Genomic DNA, 14845 nt, shown 5'->3' with positions numbered 1-14845 from the left:
GGCGAGGCCGGTGCGGCGGGGGCGGCGGAGGCGAGGAGGCCGGCGACCGCGAGCGCGGTCACGGCAGCAAGGCGCCGAGGGACGAACAGGCTCATGTGGGGGCTCCGGGAATTCCGTTGGGGATTGAACGGAACGTGCGGGGATAGAGCAGGTGAGCGATCGTGCGTCAGTGCGCCTGATGTTCAGCGAGAGTATGACTGTCAGTCAAGACCGTGTTTCGGTCAGGGGCGTTCGGAAAACGGACGATCCCCGGCACGGTGGTTCCGTGCCGGGGATCGTGGGGAGGGTGGGGCGCAGGGAGCGCCGTGCGGGCGGGCCTGCGCGTGCCGGGCGGGCCTACGCGCGCTCGGGTTCCGGAGCGGCCGCCGGGGCCGGGGCGCTCGCCGGGGCCGCGGTCCCGGCCGCCTCCAGCCGGGCCCGGGCGTGGCGGGCCGCACGCAGCGCGTCCCAGGTCAGCAGTGCCAGCGCGGCCCAGACCAGGGAGAATCCGGCCCAGCGCTCGACCGGCATGGCCTCGTGGAAGTATGCGACGCCGAGCAGGAACTGGAAGACCGGGGCCAGGTACTGCAGCAGCCCGAGCGTGGACAGCGGGACCCGGATCGCGGCCGCCCCGAAGAAGACGAGCGGGATCGCGGTGACCAGGCCGGTCGAGGCGAGCAGTGCCGAGTGCCCGAGGCCTTCGCTGCCGAAGGCGGACCGGCCCTGGGCGCCCAGCCACAGCAGGTAGCCGAGGGCGGGCAGGAAGAGCAGGGCGGTCTCGGCGGCCAGCGACTCCACGCCGCCCATGCCCAGCTTCTTCTTGATCAGCCCGTAGGCGGCGAAGGAGAAGGCCAGGACCAGCGAGATCCACGGCGGCCGTCCGTACCCGATCGCGAGCACCAGCACGGCGGCGAAGCCGATGCCGACCGCCGCCCACTGGGCGCGGCGCAGCCGCTCGCCGAGGAGCAGGACGCCGATGGCGATGGTGACCAGGGGGTTGATGAAGTAGCCGAGGCTGGACTCGACGACCGCGCCGTTGTTGACGGCCCAGATGTACAGGCCCCAGTTCACGGAGATCACCGTGGCGGCCAGGGCGGTCATGCCCAGTTTGCGGGGCTCCCCCAGCAGCTCTCGTATCCAGCCCCAGCGGCGCATGACCAGCAGCAGCAGGCCGACGACGGCCAGCGACCACACCATGCGGTGGGCGAGGATCTCGACGGCCCCGGCGGGCTTGAGGAGCGGCCAGAAGAGGGGGACCAGCCCCCACATCCCGTAGGCGCCGAATCCGTAGAGCAGTCCTGCGCGCTGCTCGTTCTCCGCCTCCACGCGGGCCTCCCGTCACATTCCGGCCAACCTCACCCAAGAACCTAGCGCCGCAGAGCCTCGATGTCATGTGCATAAGCGCGAGATACTGATGACACTGCCGATGTCTTGTGGGGCCGGGGCCGGGCGGACTCACGCAGGTCGCACCCGGCCCGTGCGGGCGTACGGGTCTCAGGCCAGGGCGGCGGCGATGGCCTCGGCGACCGGCGTGGTCGGGCGGCCGATCAGCCGGGACAGGTCACCGCCGGTGTGGCCGAGGCTGCCGCGCGAGATCGCCGCGTCCACGTCGACGAGCAGGGCGGCGAAGCCCTCGGGGACCCCCGCGCCGGTCAGGGCGGACAGGTGTGCGGCGGACGGGAGCTCGGTGTACGCGACCTCCTTGCCGGACTGCGCCGAGACCTCGGCCGCGTACTCGGCCATGCTCCAGGCGGTGTCGCCGGAGAGTTCGTAGACCCGGTTCAGGTGGCCCTCGCCGGTCAGGACGGCCGCGGCCGCGGCGGCGTAGTCGGCCCGGGCGGCCGATGCGATCCGGCCCTCGCCGGCGCTGCCCGTGACGGTGCCGTGCTCCAGGACGCCGGCCAGCTGAGCGGTGTAGTTCTCGTGGTACCAGCCGTTGCGCAGGAAGGTGTAGGGCAGGCCGGAGTCCAGCACTGCCTGCTCGGTGACCTTGTGCTCGGCGGCCAGCTCGAAGTCTGCCTCGGGGCCGCCGAGGACCCCGGTGTAGGCGAGCTGGGCGACGCCGGCGGCCTTGGCGGCCTCGATCACGGCGGTGTGCTGCGGCACCCGGCGGCCGACGGCGTTGCCGGAGATCAGCAGGACCCGGTCGCCGGCGCGGAAGGCGTCCGCCAGGGTCTCGGGGGCGTCGTAGTCGGCGATGCGCACCTCGACGCCGCGCTCGGCCAGGTCCGCGGCCTTGGCCTTGTCGCGGACGGCGACGGCGATGTCCGCGGCCGGGACCCGGGTCAGCAGCTCCTCGACGACGAGGCGGCCGAGGGCTCCGGTGGCTCCGGTGACGACGATGCTCATGATGCTCTCCCTGGTGCGGGTGTGGCGCGTGGGGTGTCTGCCGGGTATTCCGGCTGAGACACCACCGTAGGGAAAGCGCTAACCTTTCGTAAGTACCCACTTTGAAGTAAGGTACTGGTGTGGAAGTAAGTGAGACGGGTGGGAGTCGGCCCGCCACGAGCGTGAAGGCTCCGATGTGCCCCTCCCGCGGGGTCCTGGAACACGTCACCAGTCGCTGGGGCGTGCTGGTGCTCGCCGCGCTCGTGGAGCGCTCGTACCGCTTCAGCGAGCTGCGCCGCGAGGTCGGCGGCGTCAGCGAGAAGATGCTCGCCCAGACCCTCCAGACACTGGAGCGCGACGGCTTCCTGCTGCGCGACGCCAAGCCGGTCATCCCGCCGCGCGTGGACTACTCCCTCACCGAGCTCGGGCGCGAGGCCGCCGAGCAGGTGTGGGCCCTGGCGCGCTGGACCGAGCGGCGCACCCCCGAGGTGCAGGCGGCGCGGTCCGCGTACGACGAGGCCCGGAACTCCTGAGGAGCTCCGGGCCGGTGGGCGTACGGACGGAACACCTAGCCGACGACCGTCCAGGTGTCGTTGCCGGCCAGCAGGGTGCCCAGATCGCCCTTGCCCTTGTTCTCGACGGCCGTGTCCAGCTGCTCGGCCATGCGCGTGTCGTAGACCGGCCGCTCCACGCTGCGGAACACCCCGATGGGCGTCCGGTCCAGCGTGTCGGGGTCGGCCAGCCGGGACAGCGCGAAAGCGGTGGTCGGGTCGGCGGTGCGCGCGTCGTGGACCAGGATCCGCGCCTCGTTCTGCGCGGTCACGTCGACGACCTCCAGGTCGCCGGTCGCCGGATCGCGTACGACGCCCTTGTGCCCGCCGGCGCCGAAGCGGATCGGCTGCCCGTGCTCCAGGCGGATCACCGCCTCCTCGGCCCGGTCCTTGTCCTTCAGGGCGTCGAAGGCGCCGTCGTTGAAGATGTTGCAGTTCTGGTAGATCTCCACGAGCGCCGTGCCCGGGTGGTCCGCGGCCGCCCGCAGCACCTCGGTCAGGTGCTTGCGGTCGGAGTCGATGGTGCGGGCCACGAAGGACGCCTCGGCGCCCAGGGCCAGGGACACCGGGTTGAAGGGCGCGTCCAGCGAGCCCATCGGCGTCGACTTGGTGATCTTTCCGAGCTCGGAGGTGGGGGAGTACTGCCCCTTGGTCAGCCCGTAGATCCGGTTGTTGAACAGCAGGATCTTCAGGTTGACGTTCCGCCGCAGGGCGTGGATCAGGTGGTTCCCGCCGATGGACAGGGCGTCGCCGTCACCGGTGACGACCCACACCGACAGGTCGCGCCGCGAGGTGGCCAGCCCGGTCGCGATGGCCGGGGCACGGCCGTGGATGGAGTGCATCCCGTAGGTGTTCATGTAGTACGGGAACCGGGACGAGCAGCCGATCCCGGAGACGAAGACGATGTTCTCCCTGGCCAGCCCCAGCTCCGGCATGAAGCCCTGCACCGCGGCCAGCACCGCGTAGTCGCCGCAGCCCGGGCACCAGCGGACCTCCTGGTCCGACTTGAAGTCCTTCATGGACTGCCCGGTCGCGGCCTTCGGCACCAGGGAGAGCAGGGTCGGTGCGTCGGTCACCTCAGTCATCGGCTCGGTCATTGACGGCCTCCTTCAGAACCTTCGCGAGCTGCTCCGCCTTGAACGGCATTCCGTTGACCTGGTTGTACGACTCCGCGTCCACCAGGTACTTCGCGCGGAGCAGGGTTGCGAGCTGCCCGAGGTTCATCTCCGGCACCACCACCTTGTCGTAGCTCCTCAGGACCTCGGCGAGGTTGCCCGGGAAGGGGTTCAGATGGCGCAGGTGCGCCTGCGCGATGGGCAGCCCCGCCGCCCGCAGCCGCCGGACGGCGGCCGTGATCGGGCCGTAGGTGGACCCCCAGCCGATGACCAGGGTCCGGGCGCGGTCCGGGTCGTCGACCTCCACGTCGGGGACGTCGATGCCGTCGACCTTGGCCTGCCGGGTGCGGACCATCAGGTCGTGGTTGGCCGGGTCGTAGCTGATGTTGCCCGTGCCGTCCTGCTTCTCGATGCCGCCGATCCGGTGCTCCAGGCCCGGTGTGCCCGGGACCGCCCACGGGCGGGCCAGGGTCCGGGGGTCGCGCTTGTACGGCCAGAAGACCTCGGTGCCGTCCGCCAGCTCGTGGTTGGGTCCCGTGGCGAACCGCACCCGCAGGTCCGGCAGCTCCGACACCTCGGGGATCCGCCACGGCTCGGAGCCGTTGGCCAGGTACCCGTCGGACAGCAGGAACACCGGCGTCCGGTACGTCAGCGCGATCCGGGCCGCGTCCAGGGCGGCGTCGAAGCAGTCCGCCGGGGTGCGCGGGGCGACGACCGGCACCGGGGCCTCGCCGTTGCGCCCGTACACGGCCTGCAGCAGGTCCGCCTGCTCCGTCTTGGTGGGCAGGCCCGTGGAGGGGCCGCCGCGCTGGATGTCCACGATCAGCAGCGGCAGCTCCAGGGAGACCGCGAGGCCGATGGTCTCGGACTTCAGCGCCACACCGGGCCCGGAGGTGGTGGTCACGCCGAGGCTGCCGCCGAAGGCCGCGCCCAGCGCCGCGCCGATGCCGGCGATCTCGTCCTCGGCCTGGAAGGTCCGTACGCCGAAGTTCTTGTGCCGGCTCAGCTCGTGCAGGATGTCCGAGGCCGGGGTGATCGGGTACGAGCCCAGGTAGAGCGGCAGGTCGGCCTGGCGGCTCGCGGCGATCAGGCCGTAGGACAGGGCCAGGTTCCCGGAGATGTTGCGGTAGGTGCCGGTCGGGAAGGCGCGGGTGGCCGGGGCCACCTCGTAGGACACCGCGAAGTCCTCGGTCGTCTCGCCGAAGTTCCAGCCCGCGCGGAACGCGGCGACGTTCGCCTCGGCGATGACGGGCTTCTTCGCGAACTTGCGGCGCAGGAACGACTCGGTGCCCTCGGTCGGCCGGTGGTACATCCAGCTCAGCAGGCCCAGCGCGAACATGTTCTTGCTGCGTTCGGCCTCCTTGCGGGACAGTCCGAAGTCCTTCAGCGCCTCGATCGTCAGGGTCGTCAGCGGCACGGGGTGGATGTTGTAGGCGCCCAGCGAGCCGTCCTCCAGCGGGGAGGTCTCGTATCCGACCTTCGCCATCGGGCGCTTCGTGAATTCATCGGTATTGATGATGATCTCCGCGCCGCGCGGCACGTCCCCGATGTTCGCTTTCAGCGCCGCCGGATTCATCGCGACCAGGACGTTCGGGGCGTCGCCCGGCGTCAGGATGTCGTGATCGGCGAAATGCAGCTGGAACGAGGACACGCCCGGCAGGGTTCCGGCAGGGGCGCGGATTTCGGCGGGGAAGTTCGGCAGGGTGGAGAGGTCGTTCCCGAAGGAAGCCGTCTCCGAGGTGAACCGGTCGCCGGTGAGCTGCATACCGTCACCCGAGTCACCCGCGAACCGGATGATCACCCGATCGAGGCGGCGTACTTCCTTGCCGTCGCCGGGTCCCGGGGGAGTCCGCTGCTCGCCGAGAAGGGCCGTCTCGGCCCCCTCGGCCCCGTCGGCCTGCTCGGCTGGGCTACTGACCTGGCTGGTCACTGAACTGGACCTCCTTCGAGGCTCGGCGTTCTCCGTTCCCACGGCCAACCCTACGTCGGTACGCCTGCCCTTATGGGAAACGTTCACGGTCCGGGTCGTCTTCCGGGAGGCCGTCGGCCGACGGAATTCCTCGGGATTTTGGCGGATTCACCGGGATTCCCGGATTCCGTTTCCCGGTGTCGTGAGGGAAAGCGCGGGAGCCTGACCGTGTGGGCCCGGTGCGGCCGGAAGTGGTACCCCATTGGCTGACAGGGTGTCAGTGGATCAGGGGGCGGGACAAGGGCGGACCGAAGGGTGAGGGCCGGAGGCGGGCGGGGTCTCCGTCGGCCGGTCTCCGGTGGCCGGGTCTCCAGAGGCCGGGGCCGCCCGGCGGCGCCCGGCCTCCGGCGGCCGTCAGGACCGGAGGTAGGTCAGCACCGCGAGGACGCGGCGGTGGTCGCCCTCGCTCGGTGCCAGCCCCAGCTTCATGAAGATGTTGCCGACGTGCTTCTCCACGGCCCCGTCGCTGACCACCAGCTGCTTGGCCACCGCCGAATTGGTCCGGCCCTCGGCCATCAGGCCCAGCACCTCCCGCTCCCGCGGGGTCAGCCCGGCCAGCACGTCCTGCTTGCGGCTGCGGCCCAGCAGCTGGGCGACCACCTCGGGGTCGAGGGCCGTGCCGCCCCCGGCCACGCGGACCACCGCGTCCACGAACTCGCGCACGTCGGCCACCCGGTCCTTCAGCAGGTACCCCACCCCGGTGGTGGATCCGGCCAGCAGCTCGGTGGCGTACTGCTCCTCCACGTACTGCGAGAGCACCAGCACCCCGATGCCCGGGTACGCGCGCCGCAGCTGCACGGCAGCCCGGACACCCTCGTCGGTGTGCGTCGGCGGCATCCGCACGTCCGCGACCACCACGTCCGGCAGCGCGCCCTCCGCCGCAAGCTCCGCCACCGTCTTGACCAGGGCCTCCGCGTCCCCGACGCCCGCGACGACGTCATGCCCCCGGTCGGTCAGCAGCCGGGTCAGACCCTCCCGCAGCAGCACCGAGTCCTCGGCGATGACCACCCGCACCCTGTCTTCCACTGTTCAGCAGCTCCCGCGTCCACACGTTCCGGCGATGTACTCCGACCGGGCCAAGCATTCCAGCCCGGGCGGGCGGACGCGGTGCGTGCGGAGCGGCGCGTGGAAGCGGAGGGGAGCCTTCCCCGGGAGTGGTGGTCAGGTCCCGGGAAGGGGGTCAGCGGGTGCGCCAGGGCAGCTCGGCGGTGACGGTCGTGCCGACCCCGGCGGGGGAGGCCACGACCAGCACCCCGTCCACGGCGTCCAGCCGCTCGGTGAGCCCGGCCAGCCCGCTGCCCCCGGACCCGGACCCGGACGCGGCGCTCGCCCCGCCGTTCCCGTCGTCGGTGACCTGGATCAGCAGCCGGTCCCCGGATTTCCACACGTCGACGCCGGCGGTGCGGGCGCGGGAGTGTTTGCTGATGTTCTGGAGGAGTTCGGAGACGGTGAAGTAGGCGATGCCCTCGATGGCGGCTGCGGGCCGTTCCGGGAGGTCGACGGCGACTTTGACGGGGACGGTGCAGCGGGCGGCGACGGAGGAGAGGGCGGCGTCCAGGCCGCGGTCGGTGAGCACCGCGGGATGGATCCCGCGTGCCAGGTCGCGCAGCTCCTGCAGGGCCAGTTTCACCTCGCCGTGTGCCTCGTCCACCATCGCCGCGGCCGCGTCGGGGTCCTCCTGCAGCTTCTCCTTCGCCAGGCCCAGGCCCATCGCCAGGGCCACCAGGCGGGCCTGGGCCCCGTCGTGCAGGTCGCGCTCGATGCGCCGCAGGTCGGCGGCCGCGGTGTCCACGACCACGCCCCGGTCCGACTCCAGCTGCGCGATCCGCCGCTCCAGCTCGTCCGAGGGCGAGAGCAGGCTCCGTACGAGCGCCCGGTCCACGTTCGTCAGCACCCGCGCGACGTACGGCAGCACCGGCCACAGCACGAACAGGCCGACCAGCGTTACCGTGAAGGTGAGCACCCCCCACGGCAGCCGTACCAGCTCGTACAGTGCGCTCCGCCAGGCCACCGGGTCCTTGACCGCGCCGAACAGCCAGGGGAAGAACCCGCCGGCCCGCCCCGGACCCGGCAGCGGCGTCGGCTCCTCCACCCGCACGCCGAGCAGCAGCCGGGCCCGCGCCCGCTCCAGCCGTCCCACCTGCCGAGACCCGGACAGGCCGAGGGCGAGCAGCGGAAGGCCGACCGCGGTCACGGACAAACCGCCCGCAACCGACAGCACGGTCACGGTGTAGACGAACCCCAACAGGGCAGCCGGGAGGTTGGCCAGCAGATGGGCAACCTCCTTCCACGCAACGGCTCCCAGGGGCGCGCGCACGGGAGGAGGGCGGTCGTCGTCGGGGGCCCGGGTGCTCATGGTCATGCGGCACAGCCTGCCAACCCCGCCGGGCCGGTGCCATGGGGAGGCCGGGCCGCGGTGAACGGGGGATAACCCCACCCCGTGTGAACCAGGCCCTAGACTCCCGTCCGTACCAGATCGTCGACAGTGGCCAAGGAGCGAGGAACGGACGTGCCCGACCCAACGGTATCGACCGTGACCGTGCTCGCGGCGGACTACTTCCGGAGTTATTCGGTCGTCGGTCTGCTGGCAGTGCTCGGTGTGCTCTTCGTGGCCGTCGCCTTCGGCGCGGGCCGGCTGCTGCGCCCGGTGGTCCCGACCCCCGAGAAGCTGCTGACGTACGAGTGCGGTGTCGACCCGGTGGGCGAGGGCTGGGCGCACACCCAGGTCCGCTACTACGTCTACGCATTCCTCTACGTGATCTTCGCCGTCGACTCGATCTTCCTCTTCCCGTGGGCGACGGTCTTCGCCGCCGCCGGCTACGGCGCCACCACGCTCGTGGAGATGTTCGTCTTCCTGGGCTTCCTGGCCGTCGGCCTGCTCTACGCGTACAAGAAGGGCGTCCTGGAATGGACGTGACCCCCGAGCCCCAGCTGCTCCCCGAGCCCCGCCGCCTGGGAGTGCTGTCGCGGCTGGCCCCCGAGCCGATGAAGGTCGTCCTGAACTGGGGCCGCCGCTACAGCCTGTGGGTCTTCAACTTCGGCCTCGCCTGCTGCGCGATCGAGTTCATCGCCGCCTCCATGGCCCGGCACGACTTCATCCGGCTCGGCGTCATCCCCTTCGCGCCCGGCCCCCGCCAGGCCGACCTGATGATCGTCTCCGGCACCGTCACCGACAAGATGGCCCCGGCCGTGAAGCGGCTGTACGAGCAGATGCCGGAGCCGAAGTACGTCATCTCCTTCGGCGCCTGCTCCAACTGCGGCGGCCCGTACTGGGACTCGTACTCCGTCACCAAGGGCGTCGACCAGATCATCCCCGTCGACGTCTACGTGCCGGGCTGCCCGCCCCGGCCGGAGGCGCTGCTCCAGGGCATCCTCAAGCTCCAGGAGAAGATCGCCCGCGAGTCGCTCGCCGAGCGCTACGCGCACGGGCCGTCGGTCGCACAGCTCACCAGCGGCCTGGTCACGCCCCCGCCCGCCCCGGGAGCCGGCGCATGAACCTCTACGACTCGCTGCCCGACGCCGCCGCGGACGTCTTCGGACCGGAGGCCGCGGCCGAGGTGGCGTACGACGTCCTCACGGTCGACGTGCCCGTCGGAAGCTGGATCCCCGCCCTGGAGATCGCCCGGGACAAGCTGGGCTGCACCTACTTCGACTGGCTGAGCGCCGTGGACGAGCCGGGCACCGGCTTCCGCGTGTGCGCGCACGTGGTCTCGCTGGAGAACCGCCGCGTACGGCGGCTGCTGCTGCGCACGACCGTCCCGCACGCGGCGCCCTCCCTGCCGTCCGCCGTCGCGGTCTACGCCGGGGCGGCCTGGCACGAGCGCGAGACGTTCGAGATGTTCGGGGTCGTCTTCACCGACCACCCCCACCTGGTGCCGCTGCTGCTGCCCGAGAACTTCGAGGGACATCCGCTGCGCAAGGACTTCGTCCTCGCCGCGCGCGTCGCCAAGGCCTGGCCCGGCGCCAAGGAGCCCGGCGAGGGCGCCGAGGCCGAAGGCGGTCCCAAGCGGCGGCAGATGCTGCCGCCGGGCGTCCCCGACCCCAACGACTGGGGCCCGCTCAAGGGTCAGCTCCCGCCCGACCCCGCCCGCCCGGCGCGCACACCCCGCGCGGCCGGCGCGGGCGCGGCAGCCCGGACCCCGCGCGAGGGCGCCCCGGTCCGGCGGACCCGCTCGGTGGCACAGGGCTCGGCCAGCCAGGCCGCAGAAGGTGCCGCAGCTTCCGCTGTGGACGCGGCCGCCGAGGCTCCGGCTCCGGCCGCCCGGCCGGTGCGGCGCACGCGGTCGGCTGCGGACGGTTCGGCGAGCCAGGCGGCGCCCGCGGCCGGTGCCGCGGATGCCGAGGCGTCCGCGCACGGTGCGGGAGCAGCCGGCGCCGGGGCCGAGGCTCCGGTGCGGCCCGCTCGGCGTACGCGGTCCGCCGCCGACGGGTCCGCCAGCCAGACCACCGGGGCCACCGGGGCCGCAGAGGCTGCCGGGGCCGCGGGCGGCGAGCGGAAACCGGCCGCCCGGCGGAGCTCGGACGCCCCCTGGCACGACCCGAAGCCCGCCTTCGGCGAGGACGAGCCGCCGGCCCGCCGCGACCGCACGGCAGCCGGGCCCGGCCCGGACACCACCCCCGACACCACCCCCGACAACGGAGACACCGGAGGCGACGCGTGAACGACGTACTCGACGTCGGCCTGCGGCTGCTCGTCGTCTTCGCCGTCTTCCTCGTGCTCCCGCTCGTCGTCGGGCAGACCGAGCACAAGGTGATGGCGCACATGCAGGGCCGCCTCGGCCCCATGTACGCCGGCGGCTTCCACGGCTGGGCCCAGCTCGTCGCCGACGGCGTGAAGTTCGCGCAGAAGGAGGACGTGGTCCCGGCCCGGGCCGACCGCCGCATCTTCCAGCTCGCACCCGCCGTCGCCCTGCTCCCGTACCTCCTCGTCCTCATCGCCATCCCCATCGGCCCCGGCGAGGGCGCGGTCGGGCAGGTCATCGACGCCGGCCTGTTCTTCGTCCTCGCCGTCATGGGCGTCGGCGTCCTCGGCAGCCTGATGGCCGGCTGGGCCTCCGCCAACAAGTTCTCCCTGCTCGGCGGCCTGCGCACCGCGGCCCAGCTGCTCGCGTACGAGCTGCCCATGCTGCTCGCCGCCGCCTCCGTCGCGATGGCCGCCGGCACCGTGTCCCTGCCCGGCATCGTCGGCGCCTTCGAGTGGTGGTGGCTGCCCTGGCAGATCACGGGCGCGCTCGTCTTCTTCACCGCCGGCCTCGCCGAACTCCAGCGCCCGCCCTTCGACATGCCCGTCGCCGACTCCGAGATCATCTTCGGCGCGTACACCGAGTACACGGGCCTCCGCTTCGCCCTGTTCCTCCTCGCCGAGTACGCCGGCATCGTCGTCCTGTGCGCCCTGACCACCGTCCTCTTCCTCGGCGGCTGGCACGGGCCCTTCGGCGGCGGCTGGGGCTGGACCCTGCTCAAGACCGCCGTCCTCGCCTTCGTCGTGATCTGGCTGCGCGTCAGCTACCCGCGGCTGCGCGAGGACCAGCTCCAGAAGCTCGCCTGGACCACACTCATCCCGCTCGCGCTCGCCCAGATCGCGCTCACCGGCATCGTGAAGGTGGCGATCAGCTGATGCCCATCCCCGGATCCGGCCTCGCCAAGGGCCTCGCCGTGACGCTGCGCACGATGACGAAGCGCTCGCACACCGCCCAGTACCCCGACGTGCAGCCCGAACTGCCGCCCCGCACCCGCGGGGTCATCGCCCTGTTCGAGGAGAACTGCACCGTGTGCATGCTGTGCGCCCGCGAGTGCCCCGACTGGTGCATCTACATCGACTCCCACAAGGAGACGGTCCCCGCCGCCACCCCCGGCGGCCGCGAGCGCAGCCGCAACGTCCTCGACCGCTTCGCGATCGACTTCTCCCTGTGCATGTACTGCGGCATCTGCATCGAGGTGTGCCCCTTCGACGCGCTGTTCTGGTCTCCGGAGTTCGAGTACGCGGAGACCGACATCCTCGAACTGACCCACGAGCGCGACAAGCTGCGCCAGTGGATGTGGACCGTCCCGGCCCCACCCGCCCTGGACCCGGCCGCCGAGGAGCCCAAGGAGCTCGCCGCCGCCCGCAAGGCCGCGGAGAAGGCCGAAGCCGCCGCCGCGGCAGCCGCGGCCGCCCCCGATGCCGCAGCTCCCGGTGCTGCCGCGCCCGATACCGGTGCGCCGACCCCCGGGGAGGCAGACGCGTGACCGCCGCAGCCACCACCCTGGCCGCCGCCGCGACGGCCGCGGCCGACCGCGGGTTCCTGTCCCCGACCGGCGTCGAGATCGCCTTCCTCCTCGTCGGCCTCGCCACCCTCGGCGCGGCCGTCATCACGGTCACCACCCGCCAGCTCGTCCACGCCGCCCTGTGGCTGGTCGTCGCGCTCGGCGGGATCGCCGTGGAGTACCTGCTGCTCACCGCCGAGTTCATCGCCTGGGTCCAAGTCCTGATCTACCTCGGCTCCGTCGTCGTCCTGCTGCTGTTCGGACTGATGCTCACCAAGGCGCCCATCGGCCGCTCCCCGGACGCCGACTCCGGCAACCGGTGGATCGCGCTCGGCGTCGCCGGTGTCGCGGCCGCCGCCCTCGTCTGGGTCGTCGTCGACGCCTTCCGCACCACCTGGATCGACCTCGACGGGCCCGTCCAGGGCTCCACCAAGGTCTCCGGAGAAATCCTCTTCCAGCACTGGGTGCTGCCCTTCGAGGCGCTCTCCGTCCTCCTCCTCGCTGCTCTCATCGGCGCCATCGTGCTGTCCCGCAAGGACGCCCCTGCGGCCCCTGCGGCCCCTGCAGCCCCCGCGGCCCCTGCCGCCACCAGCGACAAGGGGACGAGCTGATGCACCTCGCCTACCCGGCCGTGCTCGCGGCGCTGCTGTTCTGCACCGGCCTGTACGGCGTCCTCGCACGCCGCAACGCCATCCTGGTCCTGATGTCCGTCGAGCTGATGCTCAACGCCGTCAACCTCAACCTGGTGGCCTTCGACGTCTGGCTCCGCGACACCCTGCACGCCGGCCAGGCCCTCACCCTCTTCACCATCGCCATCGCCGCCGCCGAGATCGGCATCGGCCTCGCGATCGTGCTGATGGTCTACCGCAACCGCGGCACCTCGGACGTCGACAAGCTGCGCGACACCGCCGAGGGCCACGAGCCCGTCCCCGCCGACACCCCGCACTCCCGGAGCGAGGCCACCGCGTGAGCACCACGACCCTCGCCGTCCTCGTCCCCCTCCTGCCCTTCCTGGGCGCCGTCGCGGGACTCCTCCTCGGCCGCACCGCCCCCGGCTTCGTCCGCCCCCTCGCCGTGCTCCCGGCCCTGGCCTCGGCCGTCCTGGCCGTGCTCGTCGCCGTCGGGCAGGGCGGCGGACAGCCCGTCGAGACCGCGACCCGGCTCACCCCGACCGGCTCCGTGCCGATCGACCTGGCGCTGTACCTGGACGGCTTCGCCGTGCTGACCGCCGTCCTGGTCGGCGTCGTCTCCACCTGCGTCCAGCTGTACTCGACGGCGTACCTGCGCGAGGACCCGCGCTACCCCTCGTACGCCGCCCTGGTCTCCCTGTTCACCGCCGCCATGCTGGTCGTCGTCTACACCGGCGACCTGATGGTGCTGCTGGTCGGCTGGGAGATCATGGGCATCTGCTCGTACTTCCTCGTCGGGCACTACTGGGAGACCGAAGCGGCCCGCTCCGCCTCCCTCAAGGCCTTCCTCGTCACCAAGCTCGGCGACGTCCCCTTCCTCATCGGCCTGTTCGCCCTCGCCACCGACGCCGGCTCCTTCCAGATCACCGCGGTCCTGGACGCCGTCGCCGACGGCAGGCTCGACCACCCGACGCTGACCGCGCTGCTCCTGCTCGCCGGCGTCGCGGGCAAGTCCGCGCAGTTCCCGCTGCACACCTGGCTCCCCGACGCCATGGCCGGCCCCACCCCGGTCTCCGCGCTGATCCACGCCGCGACGATGGTCGCCGCCGGCGTGTACTTCGTCGCCCGGCTGCTGCCCGTGTTCACCGCCTCCGCGGCCGCGCTCGTCGTCATGGCCGCCATGGCCGCCGTCACGATGATCGGCTCGGGCCTCGCCGCCCTGGCGCAGGACGACATCAAGCGCGTCCTCGCCTACTCCACCATCGGCCAGCTCGGCTACATGACCGGCGCCCTCGCCGTCGCGGACCGCGGCGCGGCCGTCTTCCACCTCCTGTCCCACGGCGCCTTCAAGGCGCTCCTCTTCCTCGGCGCCGGCGTGATCATCCACGCCGCCGGCACCAACTCCCTGGCCGCCATGGCCCGGATGGACGGCCTCGCCCAGCGCATCCCCGACGCCTTCTGGACCATGACGATCGGCCTGCTCGCGCTCGCCGCGATCCCGCCGTTCGCCGGCTTCTTCTCCAAGGAAGCCGTCCTCGTCGCCGCCGAACGGGCCGCCGCCGGGCACACCGGGTCCGTACCCGGCGCCGTCGGCTGGCTCGTCCTCGTCGCCGGACTGCTCACCGCACTGCTCACCGCCGCCTACGCCACCCGGCTGTGGCTGATGGCCTTCCGCGGCAAGGGCGCCCCCGCCCCCGACCACGGCCGGGAGCCCCTCGCCATGACGGGCGTGCTGTGGCTGCTGGCGATCCCCTCGGTCACCTTCGGCCTCGCCGCCGTCCCGCTCGCCGAGTGGTTCGACGGCGGGCAGCTCACCCCGACCCCGGCCACCATGCTGCTCAGCACCGGGGCCGCCGCCGTCGGCGCCGTGCTGGTCTACGCCCTGTGGCAGCGCGCCGCAGCCCGGGCCGCCGCCGGCGCCTACCGGGAAGCCGCCGTGCCCGCGTCCGTCGCCGCCGCGGAATCCGCCGCCGAGACCCCCGAGGTCGCCGAGGTCACGCACGACCACCCCGCCGTCCCGGCCGGCCC

15 protein-coding genes are annotated in these 14845 nt (G+C 72.4%); 9 read left to right on the top strand and 6 right to left on the bottom strand.

Annotation, left to right across the window (positions count from 1 at the left end; translation table 11 throughout):
* Positions 1 to 336 precede the first annotated feature (336 nt).
* Together rarD and HYE82_RS24385 are read right to left on the bottom strand one after the other, a co-directional pair.
* Positions 337 to 1305, bottom strand: a complete 969-nt coding sequence (gene rarD / locus HYE82_RS24390) for an EamA family transporter RarD (protein ID WP_179176289.1) — start codon at positions 1303 to 1305, stop codon at positions 337 to 339.
* A gap of 168 nt (positions 1306 to 1473) precedes the next feature.
* On the bottom strand, positions 1474 to 2328 hold the full coding sequence (locus HYE82_RS24385) for an SDR family oxidoreductase (protein WP_179176288.1): 855 nt from the start codon (positions 2326 to 2328) through the stop codon (positions 1474 to 1476).
* A 173-nt stretch (positions 2329 to 2501) separates the two neighbouring features.
* On the opposite strand from HYE82_RS24385, the gene HYE82_RS24380 reads away from it, so the two are divergent.
* Positions 2502 to 2840 (top strand): helix-turn-helix domain-containing protein, encoded by a 339-nt coding sequence (locus tag HYE82_RS24380; protein WP_179176287.1) that lies wholly within the window; start codon positions 2502 to 2504, stop codon positions 2838 to 2840.
* A gap of 35 nt (positions 2841 to 2875) precedes the next feature.
* Here the strand turns inward: HYE82_RS24380 and HYE82_RS24375 are convergent, their stop codons facing one another.
* From HYE82_RS24375 to HYE82_RS24360, 4 genes are all read right to left on the bottom strand, one after another.
* Positions 2876 to 3943: a 2-oxoacid:ferredoxin oxidoreductase subunit beta gene (locus HYE82_RS24375; protein ID WP_179176291.1), complete on the bottom strand. Its 1068-nt coding sequence runs from the start codon at positions 3941 to 3943 to the stop codon at positions 2876 to 2878.
* On the bottom strand, positions 3936 to 5903 hold the full coding sequence (locus tag HYE82_RS24370; protein ID WP_179176286.1) for a 2-oxoacid:acceptor oxidoreductase subunit alpha: 1968 nt from the start codon (positions 5901 to 5903) through the stop codon (positions 3936 to 3938). Before HYE82_RS24370 ends, HYE82_RS24375 begins: the two co-directional genes overlap by 8 nt.
* Positions 5904 to 6296: 393 nt before the next feature.
* On the bottom strand, positions 6297 to 6956 hold the full coding sequence (locus HYE82_RS24365) for a response regulator transcription factor (RefSeq protein WP_309144435.1): 660 nt from the start codon (positions 6954 to 6956) through the stop codon (positions 6297 to 6299).
* Positions 6957 to 7122: 166 nt separating this feature from the next.
* Positions 7123 to 8304, bottom strand: a complete 1182-nt coding sequence (locus HYE82_RS24360) for a sensor histidine kinase (RefSeq protein ID WP_179176284.1) — start codon at positions 8302 to 8304, stop codon at positions 7123 to 7125.
* 147 nt (positions 8305 to 8451) lie between these two features.
* On the opposite strand from HYE82_RS24360, the gene HYE82_RS24355 reads away from it, so the two are divergent.
* The 8 genes from HYE82_RS24355 to HYE82_RS24320 form a co-directional block, all read left to right on the top strand.
* Positions 8452 to 8859, top strand: a complete 408-nt coding sequence (locus tag HYE82_RS24355; protein WP_030298105.1) for an NADH-quinone oxidoreductase subunit A — start codon at positions 8452 to 8454, stop codon at positions 8857 to 8859.
* A complete protein-coding gene (locus HYE82_RS24350; protein WP_179176283.1) occupies positions 8850 to 9437 on the top strand; it encodes an NADH-quinone oxidoreductase subunit B in 588 nt (195 codons plus the stop codon). Before HYE82_RS24355 ends, HYE82_RS24350 begins: the two co-directional genes overlap by 10 nt.
* A complete protein-coding gene (locus HYE82_RS24345; RefSeq protein WP_179176282.1) occupies positions 9434 to 10603 on the top strand; it encodes an NADH-quinone oxidoreductase subunit C in 1170 nt (389 codons plus the stop codon). Before HYE82_RS24350 ends, HYE82_RS24345 begins: the two co-directional genes overlap by 4 nt.
* Positions 10600 to 11559 (top strand): complex I subunit 1 family protein, encoded by a 960-nt coding sequence (locus tag HYE82_RS24340; RefSeq protein ID WP_179176281.1) that lies wholly within the window; start codon positions 10600 to 10602, stop codon positions 11557 to 11559. Before HYE82_RS24345 ends, HYE82_RS24340 begins: the two co-directional genes overlap by 4 nt.
* Positions 11556 to 12170, top strand: a complete 615-nt coding sequence (locus HYE82_RS24335) for an NADH-quinone oxidoreductase subunit I (protein ID WP_179176290.1) — start codon at positions 11556 to 11558, stop codon at positions 12168 to 12170. The genes HYE82_RS24340 and HYE82_RS24335 overlap by 4 nt, the downstream gene beginning before the upstream one ends.
* Positions 12167 to 12799, top strand: coding sequence for an NADH-quinone oxidoreductase subunit J (locus HYE82_RS24330; RefSeq protein ID WP_179176280.1), 633 nt, complete (start codon positions 12167 to 12169; stop codon positions 12797 to 12799). The genes HYE82_RS24335 and HYE82_RS24330 overlap by 4 nt, the downstream gene beginning before the upstream one ends.
* Positions 12799 to 13158, top strand: coding sequence for an NADH-quinone oxidoreductase subunit NuoK (nuoK, locus tag HYE82_RS24325; protein ID WP_179176279.1), 360 nt, complete (start codon positions 12799 to 12801; stop codon positions 13156 to 13158). Before HYE82_RS24330 ends, nuoK begins: the two co-directional genes overlap by 1 nt.
* On the top strand, positions 13155 to 14845 hold a 1691-nt coding region (locus HYE82_RS24320), incomplete at its 3' end, for an NADH-quinone oxidoreductase subunit L (protein ID WP_179176278.1). The genes nuoK and HYE82_RS24320, both read left to right, overlap by 4 nt.

This window comes from Streptomyces sp. BR123 (genome assembly GCF_013401435.1).
Classification (GTDB): Bacteria; Actinomycetota; Actinomycetes; order Streptomycetales; family Streptomycetaceae; genus Streptomyces.
This window is presented reverse-complemented; position numbering and strand designations above follow the sequence as displayed.

What these genes read in the sequence shown, in the direction of transcription:
- HYE82_RS24385 (WP_179176288.1), bottom strand. Translation starts at nt 2,328, where the DNA reads ATGAGCATCGTCGTCACCGGAGCCACCGGAGCCCTCGGCCGCCTCGTC.
- HYE82_RS24380 (WP_179176287.1), top strand. Translation starts at nt 2,502, where the DNA reads ATGTGCCCCTCCCGCGGGGTCCTGGAACACGTCACCAGTCGCTGGGGC.
- HYE82_RS24375 (WP_179176291.1), bottom strand. Translation starts at nt 3,943, where the DNA reads ATGACTGAGGTGACCGACGCACCGACCCTGCTCTCCCTGGTGCCGAAG.
- HYE82_RS24360 (WP_179176284.1), bottom strand. Translation starts at nt 8,304, where the DNA reads ATGACCATGAGCACCCGGGCCCCCGACGACGACCGCCCTCCTCCCGTG.
- HYE82_RS24350 (WP_179176283.1), top strand. Translation starts at nt 8,850, where the DNA reads ATGGACGTGACCCCCGAGCCCCAGCTGCTCCCCGAGCCCCGCCGCCTG.
- HYE82_RS24345 (WP_179176282.1), top strand. Translation starts at nt 9,434, where the DNA reads ATGAACCTCTACGACTCGCTGCCCGACGCCGCCGCGGACGTCTTCGGA.
- nuoK (WP_179176279.1), top strand. Translation starts at nt 12,799, where the DNA reads ATGCACCTCGCCTACCCGGCCGTGCTCGCGGCGCTGCTGTTCTGCACC.